Source organism: Microvirga sp. BSC39 (assembly GCF_000739015.1).
Classification (GTDB): Bacteria; Pseudomonadota; Alphaproteobacteria; order Rhizobiales; family Beijerinckiaceae; genus Microvirga.
In genome coordinates, this window is sequence record NZ_JPUG01000062.1 from 370,067 (window position 1) to 393,915 (window position 23,849).

Annotated in this window: 23 protein-coding genes; 14 read left to right on the top strand and 9 right to left on the bottom strand. The window is 64.6% G+C overall.

All coding sequences use genetic code 11. From position 1 onward, the window contains the following. Positions 1–24: 24 nt before the first annotated feature. The gene (locus tag MA07_RS12885; protein ID WP_036351110.1) at positions 25–2,160 is read left to right on the top strand and encodes a M10 family metallopeptidase C-terminal domain-containing protein; all 2,136 of its coding nucleotides are present in this window, start codon (positions 25–27) and stop codon (positions 2,158–2,160) included. 257 nt (positions 2,161–2,417) lie between these two features. On the opposite strand, the gene MA07_RS12895 is transcribed toward MA07_RS12885, so the two are convergent. Both MA07_RS12895 and MA07_RS12900 read right to left on the bottom strand, forming a co-directional pair. Then, on the bottom strand, positions 2,418–4,577 hold the full coding sequence (locus MA07_RS12895) for a PAS domain S-box protein (RefSeq protein WP_052003128.1): 2,160 nt from the start codon (positions 4,575–4,577) through the stop codon (positions 2,418–2,420). Positions 4,578–4,867: 290 nt separating this feature from the next. After that, positions 4,868–5,110: a hypothetical protein gene (locus tag MA07_RS12900; protein ID WP_036351113.1), complete on the bottom strand. Its 243-nt coding sequence runs from the start codon at positions 5,108–5,110 to the stop codon at positions 4,868–4,870. 164 nt (positions 5,111–5,274) lie between these two features. On the opposite strand from MA07_RS12900, the gene MA07_RS12905 reads away from it, so the two are divergent. After that, entirely contained in the window at positions 5,275–6,033 is a 759-nt protein-coding gene (locus MA07_RS12905) for an invasion associated locus B family protein (RefSeq protein ID WP_036351115.1), read from the top strand. Between the two features lie 70 nt (positions 6,034–6,103). Here MA07_RS12905 and MA07_RS12910 read toward each other — a convergent pair whose 3' ends face one another. Further along, positions 6,104–6,538 carry an Lrp/AsnC family transcriptional regulator gene (locus tag MA07_RS12910; protein ID WP_036351117.1) on the bottom strand — a complete coding sequence of 145 codons (435 nt, stop codon included), beginning with the start codon at positions 6,536–6,538 and terminating at the stop codon, positions 6,104–6,106. Between the two features lie 117 nt (positions 6,539–6,655). On the opposite strand from MA07_RS12910, the gene MA07_RS12915 reads away from it, so the two are divergent. Beyond that, complete coding sequence (locus tag MA07_RS12915; protein ID WP_036351119.1) at positions 6,656–7,234, top strand: cysteine hydrolase family protein; 579 nt, start codon at positions 6,656–6,658, stop codon at positions 7,232–7,234. Between the two features lie 111 nt (positions 7,235–7,345). Here MA07_RS12915 and MA07_RS12920 read toward each other — a convergent pair whose 3' ends face one another. Continuing rightward, complete coding sequence (locus MA07_RS12920; protein ID WP_036351121.1) at positions 7,346–7,804, bottom strand: GatB/YqeY domain-containing protein; 459 nt, start codon at positions 7,802–7,804, stop codon at positions 7,346–7,348. A gap of 143 nt (positions 7,805–7,947) precedes the next feature. Here MA07_RS12920 and carA point away from each other — a divergent pair, with 143 nt between their 5' ends. From carA to MA07_RS12935, 3 genes are all read left to right on the top strand, one after another. Further along, a complete protein-coding gene (gene carA, locus MA07_RS12925) occupies positions 7,948–9,147 on the top strand; it encodes a glutamine-hydrolyzing carbamoyl-phosphate synthase small subunit (RefSeq protein ID WP_036351123.1) in 1,200 nt (399 codons plus the stop codon). A 129-nt stretch (positions 9,148–9,276) separates the two neighbouring features. Next, positions 9,277–9,651 carry a hypothetical protein gene (locus MA07_RS12930; RefSeq protein ID WP_036351125.1) on the top strand — a complete coding sequence of 125 codons (375 nt, stop codon included), beginning with the start codon at positions 9,277–9,279 and terminating at the stop codon, positions 9,649–9,651. 193 nt (positions 9,652–9,844) lie between these two features. After that, positions 9,845–10,393 (top strand): cupin domain-containing protein, encoded by a 549-nt coding sequence (locus MA07_RS12935; RefSeq protein WP_036351127.1) that lies wholly within the window; start codon positions 9,845–9,847, stop codon positions 10,391–10,393. A 67-nt stretch (positions 10,394–10,460) separates the two neighbouring features. On the opposite strand, the gene MA07_RS12940 is transcribed toward MA07_RS12935, so the two are convergent. After that, on the bottom strand, positions 10,461–10,880 hold the full coding sequence (locus MA07_RS12940; RefSeq protein ID WP_036351129.1) for an organic hydroperoxide resistance protein: 420 nt from the start codon (positions 10,878–10,880) through the stop codon (positions 10,461–10,463). 152 nt (positions 10,881–11,032) lie between these two features. Here MA07_RS12940 and MA07_RS12945 point away from each other — a divergent pair, with 152 nt between their 5' ends. Then, positions 11,033–11,494, top strand: a complete 462-nt coding sequence (locus MA07_RS12945) for a MarR family transcriptional regulator (protein ID WP_152568848.1) — start codon at positions 11,033–11,035, stop codon at positions 11,492–11,494. Positions 11,495–11,517: 23 nt separating this feature from the next. Then, positions 11,518–12,243, top strand: coding sequence for a class I SAM-dependent methyltransferase (locus MA07_RS12950; RefSeq protein ID WP_036351133.1), 726 nt, complete (start codon positions 11,518–11,520; stop codon positions 12,241–12,243). Here the strand turns inward: MA07_RS12950 and MA07_RS12955 are convergent. From MA07_RS12955 to MA07_RS12965, 3 genes are all read right to left on the bottom strand, one after another. Further along, a complete protein-coding gene (locus tag MA07_RS12955; RefSeq protein WP_036351135.1) occupies positions 12,204–13,454 on the bottom strand; it encodes an MFS transporter in 1,251 nt (416 codons plus the stop codon). The two genes, MA07_RS12950 and MA07_RS12955, sit on opposite strands and share 40 nt — an antisense overlap. A 173-nt stretch (positions 13,455–13,627) precedes the next feature. After that, a complete protein-coding gene (locus MA07_RS12960; protein WP_036351137.1) occupies positions 13,628–14,023 on the bottom strand; it encodes a GtrA family protein in 396 nt (131 codons plus the stop codon). A 31-nt stretch (positions 14,024–14,054) separates the two neighbouring features. Further along, entirely contained in the window at positions 14,055–14,840 is a 786-nt protein-coding gene (locus tag MA07_RS12965; RefSeq protein WP_036351383.1) for an SDR family oxidoreductase, read from the bottom strand. A gap of 320 nt (positions 14,841–15,160) precedes the next feature. On the opposite strand from MA07_RS12965, the gene carB reads away from it, so the two are divergent. The 3 genes from carB to MA07_RS12980 all read left to right on the top strand — a co-directional run bounded on the left by carB (position 15,161) and on the right by MA07_RS12980 (position 19,752). Beyond that, the gene (gene carB, locus MA07_RS12970) at positions 15,161–18,631 is read left to right on the top strand and encodes a carbamoyl-phosphate synthase large subunit (protein WP_036351139.1); all 3,471 of its coding nucleotides are present in this window, start codon (positions 15,161–15,163) and stop codon (positions 18,629–18,631) included. 106 nt (positions 18,632–18,737) lie between these two features. After that, a complete protein-coding gene (gene greA, locus MA07_RS12975) occupies positions 18,738–19,214 on the top strand; it encodes a transcription elongation factor GreA (protein ID WP_036351141.1) in 477 nt (158 codons plus the stop codon). Positions 19,215–19,248: 34 nt separating this feature from the next. Next, positions 19,249–19,752 (top strand): twin-arginine translocation signal domain-containing protein, encoded by a 504-nt coding sequence (locus MA07_RS12980; RefSeq protein ID WP_081928943.1) that lies wholly within the window; start codon positions 19,249–19,251, stop codon positions 19,750–19,752. Between the two features lie 12 nt (positions 19,753–19,764). Here the strand turns inward: MA07_RS12980 and MA07_RS12985 are convergent, their stop codons facing one another. Further along, entirely contained in the window at positions 19,765–20,250 is a 486-nt protein-coding gene (locus tag MA07_RS12985; protein ID WP_036351387.1) for an Lrp/AsnC family transcriptional regulator, read from the bottom strand. A gap of 173 nt (positions 20,251–20,423) precedes the next feature. Here MA07_RS12985 and MA07_RS12990 point away from each other — a divergent pair, with 173 nt between their 5' ends. The 3 genes from MA07_RS12990 to MA07_RS13000 all read left to right on the top strand — a co-directional run bounded on the left by MA07_RS12990 (position 20,424) and on the right by MA07_RS13000 (position 23,519). Further along, a complete protein-coding gene (locus MA07_RS12990) occupies positions 20,424–21,437 on the top strand; it encodes a mitochondrial fission ELM1 family protein (RefSeq protein WP_036351143.1) in 1,014 nt (337 codons plus the stop codon). Continuing rightward, positions 21,437–22,399 (top strand): thioredoxin-disulfide reductase, encoded by a 963-nt coding sequence (gene trxB / locus MA07_RS12995; protein ID WP_036351145.1) that lies wholly within the window; start codon positions 21,437–21,439, stop codon positions 22,397–22,399. The genes MA07_RS12990 and trxB overlap by 1 nt, the downstream gene beginning before the upstream one ends. Positions 22,400–22,628: 229 nt before the next feature. Continuing rightward, a complete protein-coding gene (locus MA07_RS13000) occupies positions 22,629–23,519 on the top strand; it encodes a LysR family transcriptional regulator (protein ID WP_036351388.1) in 891 nt (296 codons plus the stop codon). Positions 23,520–23,849 lie beyond the last annotated feature (330 nt).

Sequence of the window (23,849 nt, forward strand, 5' to 3'; positions counted from 1 at the left end):
AAAGTTATTTTGGAGCAAGGGGCAATGCCCGCTGTTACGACAATCGGTTCCACTGGCGATACTTACATCGACGGCCTTCTTGGAAATCTGAAATGGGCCACTGGGAATTTCAGCTATAGCTTCCCGACGGATGCCTCTCTCTACGGCACATTCTACGGCGAGGGGGAAACCGCCAGCTTTGGCGTCCTCAACCCGCTTCAGCAGGCGACCGCCCGGATGGCCCTGGCGATGGTCGCTTCGGTGGCGAACCTCACCTTCACGGAGGTCACCGAGACGGCAGCCCTCCATGCCGACCTGCGCTTCGGCCTTTCCGACCTGCCCAATACCGCCTGGGCCTATTACCCGAGCACGGCCTCCGAAGGCGGCGACGCCTGGTTCAACAAGTCGAGCAGCGCCTACAGCAAGCCCGTGAAGGGCAACTACGCCTTCCTGACCTTCATCCATGAAATCGGCCATGCCCTCGGGCTGGAGCATCCTCATGAGGCCGGCATGCCGGCGGACCGCGACTCCATGGAGTACACGGTCATGAGCTATCGCTCCCATATCGGCGCCTCGACCACGCGCGGCTACGTCAACGAGACCTGGGGCTACGCCCAGTCGCTGATGATGCTCGACATCGCCGCCCTGCAGCATCTCTACGGCGCCAACTACGCCGCCAACAGCGCCGGCACGGTCTATGCCTGGAGCGCGACGACCGGCGAGATGTTCATCGACGGCGTCGGCCAGGGAGCTCCCGGAGGCAACAGGATCCTGCTGACGATCTGGGACGGCGGCGGCAACGACACGTACGACTTCTCGAACTACGGCACCAACCTGAAGGTCGTTCTGCGCCCCGGAGGCTGGACCACCACGGCCGCGGGCCAGCTCGCCAAGCTCCGCTACGACGGTTCGCGGCTGGCTGCGGGCAACATCGCAAACGCCCTGCTCCATCAGGGCGATACGCGTTCCCTCATCGAGAATGCCGTGGGCGGAAAAGGCGCGGATACGATTGTCGGCAACCAGGCGGCGAACACGCTCAAGGGCAATGCCGGAAACGACAGGCTCACCGGCGCTGAGGGCAACGACCTGCTGGATGGAGGCGCCGGAAGCGATACGGCTGTCTTCGGAAGCCGCCGCTCGGATTACGGCGTCACCCTCCTGGCCGACGGATCGCTGCAGGTTGCAGACCTGCGCACAGGCGCACCGGACGGCACGGACACCATCTGGAACATCGAGATGTTCCAGTTCAGCGACCGAACCTACTCCCTCGCGGAACTGATCCCGGTCGCCCAGCCGGTGGCGACTGAACCTCCCGTCACGGACGAGCCGGCGGCGACCGATGAACCACCGGTCCCGGAGGATCCCCTGGCCAAGCAGGACCTCGTGCTCACCGGCACCGGGGCCGCCGACAGCCTCGATGGCGCAGAGGGCAACGATCAGATCAACGGCCTCGCCGGGAACGATGCCATTTACGGCCTGGACGGCGACGACATCCTGATCGGCGGATCGGGCCGCGACATCCTCGACGGCGGCACAGGCACGGACACCGCCAGCTATGCGACGGCCCGGGCAGGGGTTGCGGCCGACCTGATGGCCGCGTCGAGAAACACGAGGGATGCATTCGGAGACCGCTATGCGAGCATTGAGAACCTGACCGGCAGCGCCTATGCCGACGTGCTGAAGGGCAACGACGGCGTGAACGCTATCATCGGCGGCTCCGGGTCGGACGCGCTCTACGGCCGTGGCGGTTCCGACCGGCTCGAAGGCGCCGACGGCAACGACTATCTCGAGGGAGGTCTCGGAGCCGATGCTCTGTACGGTCATAGCGGGCGCGACACCCTGTATGGTGGTGCGGGAAGCGACGTGCTGGCCGGCGGGTCAGGAGCAGACCTGTTCGTGTTCAAGGCGCGTGGTGAAACCGCATCGGGCGCGCAGGATATCATCGAGGACTTCGTGTCCGGCACGGACAGGATTCATCTGCGCAGCATCGATGCCAACACGAAGGTTTCCGGCAATCAGGCGTTCTCGTTCATCGGCGGCAGTGCCTTCACCGGCAAGGCCGGGCAATTGAACTTCCGCGACGGCGTGCTGTCCGGGGACGTCAACGGCGACGAAATGGCCGATTTTCAGATCGCCCTCCCCACTGTCTTGTCACTGAAATCGACGGATTTCTATCTTTGACGGGAGAGCGCCTTGGGCGAGTGGATCGATTTCGAACGATGGAAGGAATGCCCGCAGCTCGAGCGGCCCGGTTACGCCTTCGAAGTCAGGAATGCCGAGGGACAAAGCCTCTTCACGGCGTGCGACGTCTCTCTGAAGCTGCCGTCCAGCTGGACATCCGCTCCCGTGCAGTTCCGGCTCGTGGAGGCTCCCAAGCCCCGGCATTCAACCCCGATCCCGAGGCCTCGATCCTGAGCGGGTGAAAGCCGGATCGGGATCTAGGCCATGCCGTCCGGCAGCGGAGCCTTGACCGTGCAGACGACGCCCGTGGGCACATAGGCGAGGCTCACATCGCCTGCGAGTTCCTGCGCGAGGCTGCGTTCGATCAGTCGTGTGCCGAACCCCCTGCGCTCCGGCAATGCGACGGGTGGGCCTCCGCGCTCCTGCCAGCACAGGGTCAGCTGCCTCTGTTGACCCGGCATGACCGACCACGAGATCGCCACCTGCCCCTCCGGCACCGACAAGGCCCCATACTTCGCCGCATTGGTCGCAAGCTCATGGACGGCCATGGACAGGGCGAGCGCCATGCTCGGCGTCAACCGGACACGCGGCCCATCGATGTCGCAGCGCCCGCTGGACTGGCGGCAATAGGGTTCGATCACCTCGCCGACGATGTCGCGCAACTCGGCCCCCTCCCAGTTGTCGCGGGTAAGGATGTCATGCGCCCGTGCCAGAGCGAACAGGCGATCCTGAAAGGCCGTGACGCTCGGGCCGGTTGCTGTATCCGTGTGCCGGAAACTCTGGAGAGCGATCGACTGAACCGTGGCGAGCGTGTTCTTCACCCGGTGGTTCAGCTCGTTGATCAGCAGGCGCTGACGCTCCTCCCACAGCTTGCGCTCGGTAATGTCGAACGCAACGCCGGTTGCTTTGACGTAAACGACACCTTCTTCCCCATGCGTGACCTCCAGGTCTGCCCTGAGAAGCAGCCAATGCCGTGAACCGTCCGGCCAAATGACTTCGAGCTCTTCTTCGGCATAGTTCTCATGCCGTCCGAGCGCAGCCGCGACTGCTGCCCGGAGCCGGTCCTGAGCCCCCGGCGCATAGCGAGCCCTGATCTCCTCGATGGTGGGAGATGCATCCTCGGGAAAGCCAAGAAGACGATTGAGTTCAGGGGAGGTCCTTACGGAATTAGTCCGCGTGTCGTTTTCCCACACGGCCATCCGGCCGGCATCGAGTGCGAGCCGAAGTCGGGACTCGCTCTGGCGCAGGGCGGCTTCGGCCTCCCGACGGGCCGTGAGGTCGATGCTCACCGCTACGATCGAATGTGGTTGCTGCGCCTCGCTGCGGATAAGGTTCACCGTGTTGCCGACCCACACCTCGGAACCGTCAGGCCGGATGTAGCGCTTCTCGATCTGAAACGGCTCACCCGCATCAATGGCGGATCGGAGGAGACGGAGGTTCTCGGGCAGGTCGTCGGGATGGGTGATTTCCTGCATGCGCCGGCCGCTCAGGAGTTCTTCTCGCGTGTAGCCTGTAATGTCGCAGAAGCGGTCATTCACGCGAAGGAAGCGTCCGGTCAGATCCACCTCGGCGAAGCCAGCAGCGGTTTGGTCAAAAATAGCAGCAAAGTGAGCCTCACTGTCGCGCAGCGCAGCCTCGCGCCGCTTGCGCTCGGTGAGATCGCGAGCCAGGCCGATGCGCACCTTCTGGCCCCGCCAGGTGCTGGGCCGCCCCACAAACTCGGCCGGAAAGACGGAGCCGTCCTTGCGGATCGCCTCGATCTCGTAGGGCTCTTCGTCCTCCAGAGCCCCCTTCTCCCGAAGAAGGGCTGCGCTCCTGGGGCTCACGAAGGCCGTGCTGGGCAGTCCGATCACCTCGGAGATGTCGCCGTAGCCGAAAACCCGGGCATAGGCAGGATTGCAGTCGAGTATGACCTCGCCGTTGTGGATGACCACGCCCTCCCGCGTCTCCTCCGAGAAGAGCCGGTAGCGGGCCTCGCTCTCGCTGAACGCTGCCTCGGTCTCGACCTGCCGGGTGACATCGAACCCTTGGGCGAAGATGCCTGTCACTCGAGCTTGATCGTCCACCACCGGCTGATAGACGAAGTCCATGTACCGCGTTTCCGCAGGGGCATTCGGCTGTCGCTGCAACGTGACGGGCATCCGCCGCCCGATGAACGGCTCCCCCGTGTCGTAGACCTTGTCGAGCAAAGCGACAGTGCCCTGCTGCTCAAGCTCAGGCAGCACATCGCGCACCCGCTTGCCGACCACCTCGTGTCGGCCGACGAGATCCAGATAGGCCGTGTTGGCAAACTCGAACACGTGATCGGGCCCGCTGAGGATGGCGATCATCCCAGGCGCCTGCTGAAAGAAGAAGCGCAGACGGTCCGTCGGGGCATTCCCCGGAGCCCGCGTGGGAGCGTCCGGCTTACCGTGCATCGCTCTCACCGGTGGCATGTTCTGCGTGCTCTGGACGGCTTCTCCAGAAACCTTGCGGCATGGTCAGATGGCGGATGGCCCGCACGTCTCGCGCATGCCTATCCCGGCCTCGCCCCATCCTGGTGGCGGCGGGCAGGATCGGTCGGCGGGTCAGGGAGGCTGCGATGATTGGCTGCGAGGACATCGGAAAAAGATTAGAAGAGCTCAAATCTGCCTAGCAGCAAAGCCGGAGCTTGAACATCAGACGTTGGTGCCGGTCGCTGCGGCGCTTCGCCCCGATTCGAAGGGGGCTACAGATTGAGAATGGGCAGGACCTTGGCGCTGCCATGCGCCTGGAGATCGAGATCGTAGGCCAGGACCTCCTCTTCCGTGAGTTCGCGCAGGGTTTCGGCGGAGGCCTGCGGACCTGCTGCCTGTACGGCAACCAGCTCGGCATCGCGCTCGTCCCGGGCGACAACCACCAAAGGGGCCGTCTTGGGTTCCTGGCCGTCCGGCTGCGGCACCGTGACGGTCACGCCAAATCCCTTGTTCATCCGCGCGCTCCTGCAGCTTGGCCTTAACGGCTCATCATCCAAATTCTGACATCAACCTCCTCGATAGACGGCCGATCCCCAAGGCAGGTTCCAGCCGAGTGCCACTCAGCTCCTGGGAGAGCCGGCCGATGACAGTTCAGTTCAACGAGAGGAGAACTCCCGTAATGCCCATCACTTCCCGCCTTCCCGCGACCGTGATCGCCTCGGTGCTGGCGCTCAGCCCCCTGCCGGTTCTGGCACAGACCTCAGGACAGGCCCCGAAGCCGAAGCAGCCTGCACAAAAAGAGCAACCCGCGCCCAAGAACCAGCAGGCCCAGCCTCCGGCTGCCGCGCCCGTGGTGGTCGCCCTCAAGGCATCGCCCGCCCAGCCGGAATGGACGAAGGTCTGCGCCAAGGATGAGCGCGCCAACACGGATATCTGCTACACCACGCGGGATTTCGTCACCGATAAGGGGCAGCGCGTCCTCGCCGTGGCTCTCTATGACGTGAAGGCCAAGAATGCGCCGAAGACCTTGCGGATCCTGATGCCGCTCGGCCTGCTCGTGCCGCCCGGAATCCGCATCGCCGCGGAGAAGAGCCAACCGGTGGCCGGCCGCTATTCCACCTGTGTCCCCCATGGCTGCTTCGCCGAAGCGGCCGTGAAGGACGATCTCGTTGCCAACCTCAAGAAAGGCGCAGGCCTGACCGTCAGCGCCCGGAACCAGGCCGGCAAGGAAGTGACCTTCGCGATCCCGATGGACGGTTTCGGCAAAGCCTTCGACGGACCGCCGGTCGACCCGCAGGTCCTGGCCGAGCAGCAGAAGAAGATCCAGGAGGAGCTTCAGAAGCAGGCGGAAGAGCGACGCGGCGGCCGGACAGGCAATTTTGGCAGTCCCGGGCAGGCCCCGGAGGCCAATGCTGGAGTTCCAGGAGCCAAGAACTAGCGCCAGCTCGCTGTTTTCATCCTCTCGCGCCAGCTCGAGCTTAGCCCAGGGCTGTCGGTAGTGGAATGGACTATTCCCGTGCCCATTCCGTCGCGAGGACGATGTGGGTCGTGGCGGTGGCGACACCCGGCACGGATGCGACCATGTCCCGGATCCGGTTGAGGGTGGCGTTGGAATCGCACGCCACGCTCACCATCAGGTCGATGGAGCCTGTCAGGGAGTGACAGGCGACGACCTCCGGGATCCCGGCAAGGCGGGGGACCACCTGCTTGCAGCGGAAGCCCGGCTCGAAGGTGACGGCGATCATGGCGCGCACGGCAGGATCCTGGGCCGAGGCCAGTTCAACCGTATAGGCCTTGATGACGCCATCCCGCTCCAGGCGGCGCATCCGCTCTTGGGTGGCGCTGCGCGACAGGCCTACGCTGCGGGCAAGGCCCACAAGGCTTTCCCGGGCGTTCCTGCGCAGAGCCGCGATCAGGATCTTGTCTTTTTCGTCCAGCGCCATGCCCCGATTGCCGCTCTATCCGTCTTGCGGCCGACACTTAGCCGGTCGACCAGTCATCTTGTCTAGTGAAACCGGCAGCACAAGGCGCGAAGACAATGGGGAACAAGGAGGTGCCCCATGAACTTCGCCCAGACCGTTCTTCTACCCGTCGACATGCAGCAGGCCTTCGACGGCCCTTCCTGGCCACGCCGCTGGAACGGCGCCGTCGACCGCAACGGTCAGGCGATCCTCGACGCCTGGCGCTCCAGAGGGCTGCCGGTCATCCATGTGAAGCATGATTCCATCGATCCCGGCTCGACCCTGAGGCTGGGCCAGCCCGGCAATGCCTTCCGCCCGGGCTTCGAGCCGCGCGACGGCGAGCCCATTGTGTCGAAAAGCGTCAATTCCGCCTTCATCGGCACCGATCTCGACCTGCGCCTGAAGCGGCTCGGCGTCCGCAAGGTTGTGGTCTTCGGTATCACCACGGACATGTGCGTGTCGACGACAGTGCGCACGGGAGCCAATCTCGGCTACGAGATGATCCTCGTGGAGGATGCCTGCGACTGCTTCGACCTGCCCGACGGGCAAGGCGGCACGATCCCGGCCCGGACGAGTCATCAGGCTCACGTGGCGACGTTGCGCTTCGAGTTCGCCAGGGTGCTCACCACGCAGGAGATCGTCGAAGCACTCGGGAATGCGGCAGCCGCCGCTGCCTAACCCCCTATCCTCGTCATGGTCGGGCTTGTCCCGGCCATCCAGGTTCTAATCGGGTTTAAGTCGTCATCCCCGGAACAAGTCCGGGGATGACGACGAAAGGGTTTAGAGGCTTCACCCCTTCGGTAGCATATCCTTCACAAGGCCGCTCGCCTTGGCGAAGTCCATGCGGCCGGCATACTTGGCACGCAGCACGCCCACGACCTTGCCCATGTCCTTCATGGAGGCGGCACCGGTCTCGGCGATGGCGGCCTCGATGGCGGCCTTCGTCTCGGCCTCGTCCATCTGCTGCGGCAGGTAGGAGGTGATCACCGCCACCTCGTCCTTCTCCTGCTGGGCCAGCTCCGTGCGGCCGCCCTGCTCGTACATGGTGATCGATTCCTGGCGCTGCTTCACCATCTTCTGCAGGAGAGCCAGGATCTCCTCGTCGGAGAGCGGCTCCTTGCCGGCCCCACGTGCCTCGATGTCCTTGTCCTTGAGGGCGGCCTGAATCAACCGGATGGCACCGAGCTTGCCCTTTTCTCCGGCCTTCATGGCCTCCTTCATGTCGGCGGTGAAACGTTCGCGCAGCATCGATATCTCCTTGGTTTTTAAGTCGCTTGAGCGTTGACTGACGGCGGCCGGCCCCTTAAGTCACGCAGGACAGTTCAAGGGCGGCCCGGATGTGGCCCGCTCAAGCATGGCCCATTGGCCCCGGACTTAAAGAGATCATGACGATGCTGCAAGACAAAGACACGGCGGGTGGCTGGGCAGAGCCGCGCGCGACGGCCGTTCTCGTGCTCCAGGACGGCACGGTTCTCGAGGGCTTCGGCATCGGCGCCGTCGGCGAAGCGACCGGCGAGGTCTGCTTCAACACGGCGATGACCGGCTACCAGGAAATCCTGACGGACCCGTCCTATGCCGGCCAGATCATCACCTTCACCTTCCCGCATATCGGCAACGTGGGCACCAACGAGGAAGACATCGAGAGCGTCAACGCCGCCTCGTCCTCGGGCGTGCGCGGCGTCGTGCTGGCGGCCTCGATCACCGAGCCGTCGAACTGGCGCGCCTCCCGCGATCTCGACGCCTGGCTGAAGGCCCGCAGCATCGTGGGCCTCACCGGAATCGACACCCGGGCGCTGACGGCCCTGATCCGCGACCGGGGCATGCCCGTTGCTGTGATTGCCCACGACCCGGAGGGTCGCTTCGACATCGAGGCCCTGAAGGCCAAGGCGGCTGCCCTCCCGTCCATGGACGGCCAGGACCTCGTGCCGCTGGTGACCAGCGGCCAGCGCTTCGACTGGGACGAGACCACCTGGAACCGGGGCGAAGGCTACGGCCACCAGGACGGCTCGCATAAGCACCACGTGGTGGCCATCGATTACGGCGTGAAGCGCAACATCCTGCGGCTGCTGGCCCAGGCCGGCTGCAAGGTCACGGTGGTGCCCGCCACCGCCACGGCCGAGGACGTGCTGGCGCTCAAGCCCGACGGCGTGTTCCTCTCCAACGGACCGGGCGATCCGGCCGCCACCGGCGAATACGCCGTTCCGGTCATTCGCAAGGTGCTGGACGAGAAGATTCCGACCTTCGGCATCTGCCTCGGCCACCAGATGCTGAGCCTCGCGGTGGGCGCCAAGACCAAGAAGATGCATCAGGGCCACCATGGGGCGAACCATCCGGTGAAGGACAGGACCACCGGCAAGGTGGAGATCACCTCCATGAACCACGGCTTCGCGGTGGATCCGGAGACCCTGCCGACGAACGCCGTGGAGACCCATGTCTCCCTCTTCGACGGCTCCAATTGCGGCATCTCGCTCACCGACCGCCCGGCCTTCTCGGTGCAGTACCACCCGGAGGCCTCGCCCGGTCCGCAGGACAGCCACTACCTGTTCGATCGCTTCGTGCAGCTGATGGACGAGAAGAAGATTCAGGGCTGAAAGCTCAAGCATTTCAGGGCTGGCGCCGCGACAAACGAGTGGGTTGCGCCAGCCACCCAAATCACGGTAACCGATCATTAACCATAAAACGAAAATGATCTCGGGCCTTGATTTGGGGGTATTTCAACCATGAATTTCGATGACGATTCCGGCGAATTCAGCCGGCTGCACAACCTGTTCACGTTCCACCTCGGCATTGCCGTGTCGCTGTCCTGGCTGACGTCGCTCTATGCCGCCTTCTATGCTCCGTGGGTGCGCAACATCCGCCCGCTGATCGACCCCTCCAATGTAGGCCCGGTCGAGAGCACGTGGTCCTACCTCTTCATCTTCCCGGTGGTGCTCACCACGGCCTGGCTGATCTCGATCTTCGGCCAGAACCTCTTTGCGCAGTTCCGCATCTTCAAGAACCAGATCGTCGAGTTCGCGTTCGCCGCCCTGGTGGCCTTCGGCATGTTCTACCTGTCCATCGACCGCGCCGTCGCGGCGATGCTGATCGGCATGTAAGGTTCGCTGGCGCATCGTGCGGAAAAGTGGATCCGGTTTTCCGGTCCACACGATGCGCTCTTCAAGAATGGCGCATCGGATCGATCCCGAAAGTGCAAGACCACTTTTGGCCCGATGCTTCCGGTTTCCAACGGCCCCGCTCGATCTTTCGCCTGCCCAGAGCGTTCCCTCCCCGAATTGAAGGGAGAGACTTATGGCGCAGGCGAAAGGTTATGGCGATCCTCACGGCTACAACGCACCGCTCGGAACCGACACTTACGTCTTCCGCAGCAACGGCATCGTGCCGAACTCGTCGCTGCCGCTGATCGTCCGCCGCGGGGCGATCCCGCCGTCTCAGGACGATCCGACCAAGGCGTTCAAGGCGACCTTCGCCAAGAACGGCTGGACGAATGCCTGGCTCGACAGCATTCACGACTATCACCACTACCACCCCAACACCCATGAGGTGCTCGGCATCGTGTCGGGTTCGGGCCAGATCCGCTTCGGCGGTGAGGACGGCGATCTCGTCTCCGTCACCATGGGCGATGTGGTTGTCGTTCCGGCCGGAGTCGCGCATGCGCTCATCAACGCCAGCGACGACTTCGCCGTCGTCGGCGCCTATCCGAACGGATCCGATTACGATACCGTCCGCGACGATCCCAAGGCGCTGGCCTCCTCGCAGCAGCGCATTGCCCAGGTTCCGCTGCCGGATTCGGATCCCGTCGATGGGGCCAACGGGCCGCTCACGAAGCTGTGGACCTGACCACAAAAAAGCCCCCTGCCCGATGAGCAGGAGGCCTTCGCCCCTACGGCGTCGATAGATCTTCTTATTAAACGGACAGCGTAACCTGCACGTTGCCGCGGATGGCGTGCGAGTACGGGCACACCACATCGGCCTTGTGCAGCAAGTCTGTCGCCTGGTCCTGGGACAGCCCCGGCAGGTTGACCTTCAACTCGACCACCAGCCCGAATCCCTGGCCATCGTCACGCTTGCCGATGCCGACGGACGCCTCGACCGAGGTCTCCGCCGGGAGCGCGACCTTGTTCTGCGAGGCCACGAACTTCAGGGCCCCGAGGAAGCAGGCGGAATAGCCGGCTGCGAAGAGCTGCTCCGGATTGGTCCCCTCGCCGCCACCGCCGCCGAGCTCCTTCGGCGTGGAGAGGCGAACCTCCAGCTTTCCGTCGTTGGAAGCGGCGACGCCTTCGCGTCCGCCCTGGGCTGAAGCATGGGCTGTGTAGAGAGGGGTCATCGGAAAGCTCCTTGGGTTGTCACACCTGACCGTCAGGCTGCCAAACTGCACGCTTACAATTCAATCGCGTACAATCTATAAAGACCCATAGACCCGAATTAAATTGCGCGCAACCTATTTCTTTTGTAAGATGGTTGCAGGTGGAGATGACGATGACGGCAAACCCCAGTCCCTTGGCGCTCAGCAACCAGCTGTGCTTCGCCTTCTATTCCGTCTCACACGCGTTCAGCCGCGCCTACCGCCAGTTCCTGGACCCGCTCGGCCTCACCTATCCGCAATACGTGGTTCTGCTGGTGCTCTGGGAGCAGGACGGCCTCACCGTGAAGGAGATCGGGGACCGGCTCTTTCTCGACTCCGGCACCCTGACCCCGCTGCTGAAGCGGCTCGAAAGCGCAGGCCACATCCGCCGGGCACGAGACAAGAAGGACGAGCGGCAGGTCCGCATTTCCCTTACCAAGACCGGCCGTGCCTTGCGTGAGAAAGCCGAGGAGATCCCGCGGCAGGTGGGCTGCGTGCTGGGCCTGCCCGTCGATGAGCTCCGCGCACTCACCGAGCAGGTTGCGAAACTGCGCAGCAGGCTGCATGACTCGGCCTCGCCCTCACTGAAATCCTGAACCGAGCAGGGAAAGCTTTATCGATGAACTGGCGCGACTACTGGAACCAGGACACGCCGATCTACACGGGCGAGCGGCACAAGCTGCTCCATTACCGGCTGATCGCCAACGACATCGTCGGTCTCATCCCCTCCCCCGATGCGGCGGTGCTCGATTACGGCTGCGGCGAAGCGCTGTTTGCCGACAAGATCGCGGCGAAATGCGCCCGCCTGACGTTGAGCGATGCGGCGCCGCTGGTGCGCGAACGCCTGAACGAGCGGTTCAAGGGCAACGGACGGATCACGGTTCTGTCGACGGACGATGTCGCCGATCTGCCGGACGCCTCCTTCGATCTGATTGTCGTGAACTCGCTGGTCCAGTATCTCTCCCTGGACGAGTTCCGCGCCCTTCTGAAGCTTGCCCACGACAAGCTGAAGGCGGACGGCAGGCTGGTCCTCGGCGATATCATCCCGCCCGACATCAGCCCCGTCACCGATGCAAAAGCACTGCTCTCCTTCGCCTGGCAGGGCGGCTTCCTGCGCTCCGCGCTGACAGGCCTCGCCCGCACGGCCTTCTCCGAATACCGCAAGATCCGCGAGGAAGTCGGGCTCGCGCAGTACAGCGAGGAAGAGATCGTCGATCTCCTGGAGGATGCCGGTTTCAGGCCTGAGCGCTCGCTACGCAATCTCGGGCACAATCAGGCCCGGATGACCTTCGTGGGACGGCCCGTTCAGGCTCGCGAGATCGAGGACGATCTGACGGAGCGCTGATCGCTCGCCAGCGACAGGCCGAAGACGACGAGACCCGCAACGGCAAGAACTGCGCCGACCCATCCGGTCGACTCGAAACCGTAACCGGCCGCGATGGCGAGGCCGCCGAGCCAGGCGCCAAGCGCATTGGCGATGTTGAAGGCGGAGTGATTGAGCGCCGCCGCAAGCGTCTGCGCGTCCGCCGCCACATCCATGAGCCGGGTCTGAAGCGCGGGACCAATGGCGACGCTGCAGCCGACGAGGAAGACGCAGGCGGAGAGCAGGTAGGGATTCTCGGCGGTGAGCCAGAGCACCGTCATCACCACCACGCTGCCGGCGAGCGTGCCGCCGATGGTCGCCATCAGGTTCTTGTCGGCAAGCCAACCGCCCACGAGATTGCCCGCGATCATGCCGGAGCCGAACAGGGCCATCATGACTGGAACGGCGCTCTCGGGCATTCCGGCCACCTCGGTGGCTGTCGATGCGATGTAGGAGAAGACGGAAAACAGGCCGCCGAACCCCACGGCCCCGATGCCGAGGGTGAACCAGACCTGCTTGCGCCTGAAGGCGCCGAGCTCCCGCATGGGGCTTGCGCCCTCCTGCACCTTGTCCTTGGGCAGGAACAGCCAGATCAGCAGCACCGTCAGCGCGCCCATGACGCCGACAGCCCCGAAGGCGATGCGCCAGCTGACGGCCTGCCCGAAGTAGGTCGCCACCGGGGTGCCGAGCAGGGTCGCCACGGTGAGGCCCAGCATGACACGGGCGACAGCCTGGGTGCGCTTGTTGGGCGGCACCAGGGATGCGGCCACCAATGCCGCTACGCCGAAATAAGCTCCATGCGGCAGACCCGTGAGGAAGCGCAGAAGCACGAAGGATTCGAAGCTCGGCGCAACGGCGCTCACCCCATTGCCGACGGCGAAGACCGCCATCAGGAGAAGCAGCAGCGTCTGGCGCGCCAGCTTTGCCGCCAGCACGGCAATGATGGGAGCGCCCACCACGACCCCAAGCGCATAGGCGCTGATCGCGTATCCGGCCTCGGGGGTGGTGACATTGAACTCCTGGGCCACGTTCGGCAGCAGGCCCATGATGGCGAATTCGCCGGTGCCGATGCCGAAGCTGCCCACGGCGAGCGCCAGCTCGATCAGGGCCACCGCAAGACGGGAGCGGGGCACGGCGGGAGCCTTGTCCTTCACAGCAGGACAGACTTCCTCGGCAATGGCCATGTCGGACATGAGGCTTCCAGAGTTTCCGCGATGGGGTAATCGAATCCGATGCGGGACGGATCCCGCATTGTCGTGACGTTCATATTGCACCGCGAAAAGATTTGCGGGACCCGCCCGGATGCAGCCCTGGGCTGCGCTGCAGGCCTGGAACCACGGCTCTGCTCACTGGAAGCGCCCTGATCCTAGGCAAATGTCCAGATCTTGTGCGCCATGAAGCTCCACACCATCACGACACCCGTGGTGATGATCTGCGAGGGCAGATAGGGCCCTTCGAGCCAGACCGTGAAGGCGTGCATCAGGAACCAGGTCACGAGGAAGCCTACGAAGGCCACCACGGCGAAGCGCCAGGTCGCCTCCCGGTGCGGCCGCTCGCTGCCATAGGTGTGCCGGCGGTTGAGGACGTAGGACACCAGCCCTCCTGCCACATAACCGGCCAGGGTCGCCGAAACCGGATGAAGGCTCGCGCCTTCCACGAGGCCGATCAGGAGCCCGTAATGGACGACAGCCGCGACGAGGCCCACGCCGAAGAAGGCGGTGAACTGGCGAGCGAGGCGATGGAAGGGACGGGAGGCGGTCACGAGGCTTCGATAGCGGCTTCTGCCCCGGCCGTCACTTCATTCCCTGCAGAAGCCCGGCGATCCGGCGCGATACGAAGCGCGGCATGAACTTGGCCCCGATGGCGCCGGCCCGGTTCTTGGCGCCCGGGATGACGATGGCCCGGCCTGCCTCGTAGCCCGCGAGTCCGACGCGGGCGACCTCCGCCGAGGTCATGGCGCCCGCCTTGAACAGCCGGGAATCCTTGAGGCCCGCCGTGTCCGAGAACTCGCTCTCGGTGGGGCCTGGGCAGAGGGCCGTCACGGTCACCCCGTGGGGCTTGGCCTCGTCGTGCAGGGCCTCGGAGAGGGACAGGACGAAGGCCTTCGTCGCGTAATAGACCGCCATGTAGGGCCCGGCCTGAAACGCCGCGATGGAGGCCACGTTCAGGATTCCGCCCCGCCGGCGCTCGATCATGCCCGGCAGCATCAGGCGGGTCAGGGAGGCCAGGGCCGTGACGTTGAGGTCGATCATGGCGAGCTGCTTCTCGTGCGGAAGAGACGCGAAGTATCCGCGCAACCCGAATCCGGCGTTGTTGACCAGGGTATGGACCGCGATGCCCCGCTCTCGCAGCATCTCGGCCAAGTCCTGAGGCGCCTCCCGGTCCTCGAGGTCGAGGGCCATCACCTCGACCGGAACCCCATGGGCCTGGCGGATCTCGTCCGCCAGCGCCTCCAGCCGCTCGTGCCGCCGGGCGGTCAGGACCAGCGCGTACCCCCTGGCCGCGAAAACGCGAGCCAGTTCCGCGCCGATTCCACTGGAGGCTCCCGTTATGACGGTCCAGCGCGGTTCTCCTGCCATGGCCATGTTTTCCCAGCTCCCTTGCCGACTCGGTCCCAGCGGATCGTACCGCATGGGCATTCGCTGTCTAAATCACGGCTAGCGCATCATGCGGAGAAGTGGATCCGGTTCTCCGCACCCGATGATGCGCCAGTCAAGAGTTGGAGCATCAGATTGGATCCCAAAAGTAGACCCACTTTTGGGTCCGATGCTCTAAGGCCTTTGAATTTGCCCAAGGTCCGTGTAAGAGCCTCCCTCAACCTATAATCCGATCACATCCCGGCTGCGCTTGAAGCTCCGTAGCTTTACGGCCGCGCGGCTGGACACGCCTGGGTGGCCCAATGCCGAAGCGGACAGACATCTCCTCCATTCTCATCATCGGCGCCGGTCCGATCATCATCGGCCAGGCCGTGGAGTTCGATTATTCGGGCACCCAGGCCGTGAAGGCCCTGAAGGAGGAAGGCTACCGCATCATCCTGGTGAATTCGAACCCCGCCACGATCATGACGGACCCGGATCTCGCGCACGCAACTTACGTGGAGCCGATCACGCCCGAGATCGTCGCCAAGATCATCGAGAAGGAGCGCCCGGACGCAATCCTGCCCACCATGGGCGGCCAGACGGCGCTGAACTGCGCCCTGTCGCTCAAGAAGATGGGCGTGCTCGACAAGTTCAACGTGGAGATGATCGGCGCCACGGCCGAGGCCATCGACAAGGCCGAGGATCGCCAGCTCTTCCGCGAGGCCATGACCAAGATCGGCCTCGACACGCCGAAATCCCGCCTCGCCAATGCCTCGGCGCTGAAGAAGGCCGACCGCGACGCCTATCTCGCCGAGCTCGCCCGCATGGAGGCGCTCGACATCCATCCCGGCGACAAGAAGCGCATGATCGCAGCCTACAAGCTGAAGTGGGACGCGGGCGAGAACGAGCGGCGCAAGCGCTACCAGGAACACGCCCTGGGCGAGGCCCTGCTGGCATTGGCCGAAGTGGGCCTGCCGGCCATCATCCGCCCGTCCTTTACCATGGGCGGCACCGGCGGCGGCATCGCCTACAACCGCGAGGAATTCCTCAGCATCGTGGAAGGCGGCCTGGACGCTTCGCCCACCAACGAGGTGCTGATCGAGGAGAGCGTGCTCGGCTGGAAGGAGTACGAGATGGAGGTCGTCCGCGACAAGGCGGACAACTGCATCATCATCTGCTCCATCGAGAACTTCGACCCGATGGGCGTGCACACGGGCGACTCGATCACAGTCGCTCCGGCGCTGACGCTCACCGACAAGGAATACCAGATCATGCGCGACGCATCGCTTGCGGTGCTGCGCGAGATCGGCGTCGAGACCGGCGGCTCCAACGTGCAGTTCGCGATCAACCCGGAGAACGGGCGCATGATCGTGATCGAGATGAACCCGCGCGTGTCGCGCTCGTCCGCTCTCGCGTCGAAGGCTACGGGCTTCCCCATCGCCAAGGTCGCGGCGAAGCTCGCTGTCGGCTACACGCTGGACGAGATCGCCAACGACATCACCGGCGGCGCGACGCCGGCCTCCTTCGAGCCGACCATCGACTACGTGGTCACCAAGATCCCGCGCTTCGCCTTCGAGAAGTTCCCGGGCGCCTCGACCACCCTCACCACGGCCATGAAGTCCGTGGGCGAGGCCATGGCCATCGGCCGCTCCTTCCCGGAATCGCTCCAGAAGGCGCTGCGGTCGCTGGAGACCGGCCTCACCGGCCTCGACGAGATCGAGATCGAGGGCATGGGCAAGGGCGACGACAAGAACGCCATCAAGGCGGCCATCGGCACCCCGACTCCGGACCGGATCCTGAAGGTCGCCCAGGCCCTGCGCCTCGGCGTCAGCCATGAGGAGGTTCATGCCTCCTGCAAGATCGATCCCTGGTTCCTGGAGCAGCTCCAGGACATCATCGACATGGAAGCCAAGGTGAAGGCCCACGGCCTGCCGCAGACGCCCGGCGCATTCCGCCAGATAAAGGCGCTCGGCTTCTCGGATGCCCGACTCGCCGTGCTCACCGGCAAGACCGAGGCCGAGGTGCGGACCTTGCGCCGCTCGCTGTCCGTGCGTCCGGTGTTCAAGCGCATCGACACCTGCGCGGCGGAGTTCGCCTCGCCCACTGCCTACATGTACTCATCCTATACCGCCCCGTTCGCCGGCACCCCTGCGGACGAGTCCAATCCGTCGGACGCCAAGAAGGTGATTATCCTCGGCGGCGGTCCGAACCGGATCGGCCAGGGCATCGAGTTCGATTATTGCTGCTGTCATGCCTGCTTCGCGCTGAAAGACGCGGGCTATGAGACCATCATGATCAACTGCAACCCGGAGACGGTCTCGACCGACTACGACACCTCCGACCGGCTCTATTTCGAGCCGCTGACGCAGGAGGACGTGCTGGAGATCATCGAGACCGAGCGCTCCAAGGGCACCCTCCACGGCGTGATCGTGCAGTTCGGCGGCCAGACGCCGCTCAAGCTCGCCCACGCGCTCGAAGAGGCAGGCGTGCCGATCCTCGGCACCTCGCCGGATGCCATCGACCTCGCCGAGGATCGCGACCGGTTCAAGCGCCTGCTCGACAAGCTGCACCTGAAGCAGCCCAAGAACGGCATCGCCTATTCGGTGGAGCAGGCCCGCCTGATCGCCGCCGAACTCGGCCTGCCCTTCGTGGTGCGCCCGTCTTACGTGCTCGGCGGCCGGGCCATGGCGATCATCCGCGACGAGGCGCAGTTCGAGGATTACCTGCTCGGCACCCTGCCTAGCCTGATCCCGTCCGACGTGAAGGCCCGCTACCCCAACGACAAGACCGGCCAGATCAACACGGTGCTGGGCAAGAACCCGCTGCTCTTCGACCGCTACCTTTCGGACGCCATCGAGGTGGACGTGGACTGCCTCTGCGACGGCAAGGACAGCTTCATCGCCGGCATCATGGAGCACATCGAGGAGGCGGGCATCCATTCGGGCGACTCCGCCTGCTCGCTGCCGCCGCGCTCCCTGTCGCCCGAGACCATCGCCGAGCTGGAGCGCCAGACGAAGGCGCTGGCGCTTGCCCTCGAGGTCGGCGGCCTGATGAACGTGCAATACGCCATCAAGGACGGCACGATCTACGTGCTGGAGGTGAACCCCCGCGCCTCGCGCACGGTGCCCTTCGTGGCCAAGGTCATCGGCGAGCCCGTGGCCAAGATCGCGGCCCGCATCATGGCCGGCGAGAGCCTCAGCCATTTCGGCCTCACCCCGAAGGAGCTGCCGCATATCGCCGTGAAGGAGGCCGTGTTCCCCTTCAACCGCTTCCCGGGCGTCGACGTGCTGCTCGGGCCCGAGATGCGCTCCACCGGCGAGGTCATCGGTCTCGACCGGGGCTTCGGGGTGGCGTTTGCCAAGAGCCAGCTCGGCGCCGGAAGCCAGCTGCCCAAGACCGGCACCCTGTTCGTGTCGATCCGCGACTCGGACAAGCCGCGCATTCTCCCGGCGGTGAAGATGCTGGAGGAGGCCGGGTTCCAGATCGTGGCCACGGCCGGCACCCAGCGCTATCTCGAGGAGCAGGGCGTCAAGGCGCGGCGGATCAACAAGGTGCTGGAGGGCCGCCCCCACGTGGTCGACGCCATGAAGAACGGCGACATTCAGCTCGTCTTCAATACCACTGAAGGAGCCGGCGCCCTGTCGGATTCCCGCTCGCTACGGCAAGCTGCCCTCTTGCATAAGATACCTTACTACACCACTCTTGCAGGAGCGGTCGCCGCAGCCGAGGGCATCAAGGCATACCTCAGCGGCGATCTCGAAGTGCGGGCGCTTCAGGAATACTTTGCCTGAGGCATCCGGCCTCATAATGGAACTGCGAAGCTTTTTGTAAGTTTTCGTTGACATGCGAGGGCGCTGGAAACAGCGGCCTCGTACCTCTTTTTGGACGAGACAAACGATGGACAAGGTCCCTCTGACGATCAAGGGTTTTGCGGCGCTCGAGGAAGAGCTCAAGCACCGGCAGCAGGTGGAACGCCCCCGGATCATCCAGGCGATCGCGGAAGCCCGCGCGCTTGGCGACCTGTCGGAAAACGCCGAATACCACGCCGCCAAGGAAGCCCAATCCCTCAACGAAGGACGCGTCCTTGAGCTGGAGAGCCTGATCTCCCGCGCCGAGGTCATCGACATCACGAAGCTCTCGGGCGACCGGATCAAATTCGGCGCGACGGTGAAGCTCGTCGACGAGGACACCGAGGAAGAGAAAACCTATCAGATCGTGGGCGAGCCCGAAGCCGACGTGCGCTCGGGCCGTGTCTCGGTTGCCTCCCCCATCGCCCGCGCCCTGATGGGCAAGACCATCGGCGACACGGTGGAGGTCTCGACCCCCGGCGGCGGCAAGTCCTACGAGGTTGTCGGCGTCCAGTTCGGCGCCTGATGCGAAGAAGGGGGCTTCAACAGTGAGAAATCCGATGATGTCCCCTCTCTCCCGCCGCTCCATTCTGAAAGCCCTCGCCTGTGCCGGCCTCGCCGGCGCAGGCTTTGCCATGCCGGCTCAGGCGCAGAGCTTCCCTCAAGGATTCTCGTCTTTTGCCGTGGATGTGAGCGTCCTGAAGGCCAAGGGCCTCGGGCCTTACGCCGATTTCGTGGGTTCCGTCGCTCTCGACGAGCTGCGGCGCTCCTTTGCCGACCGCACTGATCCGCGTGCCCCCCGGCTCGTGGTGCGGCTGACCAGCGTCACACTCACGGCCTTTCCCGGCGGGGGCGGCGGCTTCCGCTGGCGCGGGGGTGGAGGCGGAGGACATGACGCGGTCGAGGGCGAGGCCCTGGCCGTCGGCCGCCGTGGCGAGATCTTCGCACGCCACCCGATGCTGGCCGTCCTCGACGCCCATGCGAGCACCGTCAACCCCAACGAGCAGGGCCGCACCGTCGCCGTGACGCAGCATTGGGTTCGCTGGCTCAGGCGGCAGATCTAAGTCTCGGCCGATTTAGCCTTCGACGGCCGCCACATCCTCGATCGGCACCAGCGGCTCGTCCTTGACCAGGTCGAGGGTCAGGGCCGTGCGGACGTTGCGCACGTTCGGCAGGCTGGTGAGTTCGGAGACCAGCCCCTGGAACGAGGCGAGGTTCGGGGCCACGCATTTCATGATGAAGTCGATGTCGCCCGAGAGCGTCCAGCACTCGCGGACCATGGCCCAGTCCTTCACCCGCTGCTCGAACTCCCTGAGCTCCTTCTTGCCCTGGACGTCGAGCTGCACCATGGCGAAGCAGACGATCTCGAAGCCTAAGTTCTTCGGGTCGAGGATCGCCCGGTAGGCCTTAATGATGCCGGCGCTCTCCAGGGCCCGCACGCGGCGCAGGCATGGGGGAGCCGACAGCCCGACCCGGCGGGCGAGTTCCACATTGGTGATGCTGCCGTCGGCCTGCAGTTCTTTCAGAATGGCCCAGTCGATGGAATCGAGGCGTCCGCGCACGGTAACTCCGTAGGCATGATCCGGGCGGGCGATATCGGCCAAGCGCTTGAATCATGCAGTATCAGGTCAAAAAATCTCGTCTTGGCTGACTAGACCGTATAAGGGATCCGCACAAGGAGGACGGGCGATTAAGTCGCAACGAACTCCATGAACTCCACAGGCTCATTGATCGAATGTTGCGCGACGAGACTGGCCTCATCACCTGGGTGCTAACGGACGGCAAGGCCGGGGACGAGATGCAGGCGTTGAGCGTGGCCGAGGCGCTGGGCGTGGCGCCGGAGGTTCGCAGGGTCAAGCCGAAGCCCCCCTTCACGTGGCTTATGCCCTGGGGACCTGTGGATCCGCGCGAACGGCCGGGCGCTCCCGGCAGCCCCCTCGCCCCGCCCTTCCCCGACCTTCTGATCGCCTCCGGCCGCCGGGCCGTGGCCTATCTGCGCCATGTGAAGCGGGTGTCCGGCGGGCGCACCTTCACGGTGTTCCTCAAGGATCCCCGCACCGGGCCACAGACCGCCGACTTCATCTGGTCGCCGAGCTACGACCACTTGAGGGGACCGAACGTCCTCACCACCCTCACCCCGCCCCACAGGGTCTCCGCGCAGCGGATCGAGGCCGCCCGTGCGCGACCCGATCCGCGCCTCGCCCTTCTGCCCTACCCTCGGGTGGCCGTCCTCGCCGGAGGGAACAGCCGGCATCACCGCTTCACGGAAGAGAACATCGCCCGCCTGGTGGAGCATCTGACGTCCGTCGCCGAGGCTGGAGCGGGGCTGATGGTCACGGCCTCCCGCCGCACCCCTACTGCCTTGCGGGACGCTTTGATTGCCATCACATCCAGGCATGGCGGCTTCTTCTGGGATGGGACCGGCGAGAACCCCTATGTGGACCTGCTGGCGCTGGCCGACTTCATCGTCGCGACGGCGGATTCCTTCAACATGATCGGCGAGGCCGCCGCGACGGGACGGCCGATCCTGGTTTTCGAGCCCTCCGGCGGCCACCCGAAACTGGATGTTTACATGAAAGGGCTTAAAAGCCATGGAGTTGTGCATCCCCTCAAAGGCCGTCTTGAAGGACAGCCCTACGAACCCTTAAATTCAACACCCAAGGTCGCGAAGGCGATCGCTGAAGGCTTCGGCCGCCACCGCCGCGCTCTCGGCCTGCCGGACATCGCCTTTCCACTGGAGACCCCCTGATGGCCCATTCTCACGCCAAGCTCATCATCATCGGCTCGGGGCCGGCCGGCTACACGGCGGCGATCTATGCGGCGCGCGCCCTGCTCGAACCCGTGATGATCTCCGGCTTCCAGCCCGGCGGGCAGCTCATGATCACCACGGACGTGGAGAACTACCCGGGCTTCGCCGACGTGATCCAGGGCCCCTGGCTCATGGAGCAGATGCGCCTGCAGGCCGAGCATGTGGGCACCAAGATGGTCTCCGATCACATCACCAAGGTAGACCTGAAGCAGCGCCCCTTCCGCCTTGAGGGCGATTCCGGCGACACCTACACCTGCGATGCGCTCATCGTCGCCACCGGCGCCCAGGCCAAGTGGCTGGGCCTGCCGTCGGAGGGCCAGTTCCAGGGCTTCGGCGTCTCCGCCTGCGCCACCTGCGACGGGTTCTTCTACCGAGGCAAGGAAGTGGTTGTCGTGGGCGGCGGCAATACCGCCGTCGAGGAGGCGCTGTACCTCGCGAACCTCGCGTCCAAAGTGACCCTCGTCCATCGCCGGGACAGCTTGCGCGCCGAGCGCATTCTGCAGGACCGCCTGTTCAAGCACCCCAAGATCGAGGTGATCTGGAACTCCGCCGTCGAGGAGATCTGCGGCTCGGAGAACCCCTCCTCGGTCACCCATCTGCGGCTGAAGAACCTCGTCTCGGGCGAGGCCTCGGACTTCAAGACCGACGGCGTGTTCATCGCCATCGGCCACAAGCCTTCGACGGAACTATTCGTGGGACAGCTCGACATGAAGTCCGGCGGTTATCTGGTGACGAAGCCGGGCTCGACGGACACCAATATCCCGGGCGTCTTCGCTGCCGGCGACGTGACGGATGACATCTACCGTCAGGCCGTCACGTCGGCAGGCATGGGCTGCATGGCGGCTCTCGATGCGGAGCGTTATCTGGCGGCCCTTGAGGCAACCCAGGAAGCCGCCGAATAGGATTTGTTAACAACTGGTTAGTCTTCAGGCCGATTTCCTGTTGCGTCGGGCTCGCGGCTCATAAGAGATAAAGGCTGCCTTGCGTCTGGAGCATGTGAGGCCTAGAGCATCGTGCGGAAAAGTGGATCCGGTTTTCCGCATCAACGATGCTCTTATCCAAAAAGGAAGCATCGGATCCGATCCCAAAAATGCAAATCCACTTTTGGGTCCGATGCTTGAGGGGAATGCCGTGGACTGGGACAAGATCCGGATTTTCTACACCGTCGCCGAAGCGGGCAGCTTCACGCGGGCCGGTGACGATCTGGGCCTGAGCCAGTCAGCCGTCAGCCGCCAGATCAGTGCGCTGGAGCGGGAGCTGAAGGCCCCGCTGTTCCACCGCCATGCGAGGGGCCTGATCCTCACCGAGCAGGGCGACCTGCTGTTCCGCGCCGCCCGCGACATGCGCATGCGGCTTGAGACCACCAAGGCGCGCCTCGTCGAGACCAGCGAGCGCCCCTCGGGCGAGTTGAAGGTGACGACCACGGTCGGCCTCGGGTCGATCTGGCTCGCGCAGCGCATCGCGGAATTTCTCGACCTCTACCCAGATGTCCGCGTCGAGCTGATCCTGTCCAACGAGGAGCTGGATCTCGCCATGCGCGAGGCGGACGTGGCCATCCGCCTGCGGCGCCCGGCTCAGCCCGACCTGATCCAGCGCCGCCTCTTCACGATCCACTTCCACGTCTATGCCTCGGCCGACTACATCAAGCGGTTCGGCGAGCCCAAGACCCTGGAGGATCTGGACGAGCACCGGATCGTGTCCTTCGGCGGCCACCAGCCGTCGTATCTGATGGCCGTGCACTGGCTTGCCACGGCCGGACGCGAAGGGCGCGAGCCGCGCCAGTATCATTACGTGGTCAACAACATCACGGCCCTGAAGCTTGCCGTCGAGACCGGCGCCGGCATCGCCGTGCTGCCGGATTATGCCGTGGTGGGCAACCCGGATCTGGTCCAGATCCTGCGCGACGTGGAGATGCCCTCCCTCGACAGCTATCTGGTCTATGCCGAGGAGATGCGCTCCGTCGCGCGCGTCCAGGCCTTCCGCGACTTCCTGATCTCCAAGGCTCAGCGCTGGACGTTCTAATGCATCGGATGAGGCCCAAAAGTGGCTTTGCACTTTTGGGCCTCATCCGATGCGTCTTCATAGATGAGAGCATCGTTCTTCGCGGAAAACCGGATCCACTTTTCGCTAGCGCAGCCCGCTGCGTCCGCACGATGCTCTAGGCCTGAACCCGAAGCCAAGCTCGATGGCTCGCCGGACTTTGTCACCCATGTGACGGAAGCCATGCGTTATTTGCAGCCCTTTCATGAGGCATGCTGCATTGCAAAGAGGCAGGATGCAGTCGATATGAGCGGTGGCTGATTTCAACGCGGCAGTGCTTTCTTCCTCCCGGCGCTGCCGTGTCGGCCGTTC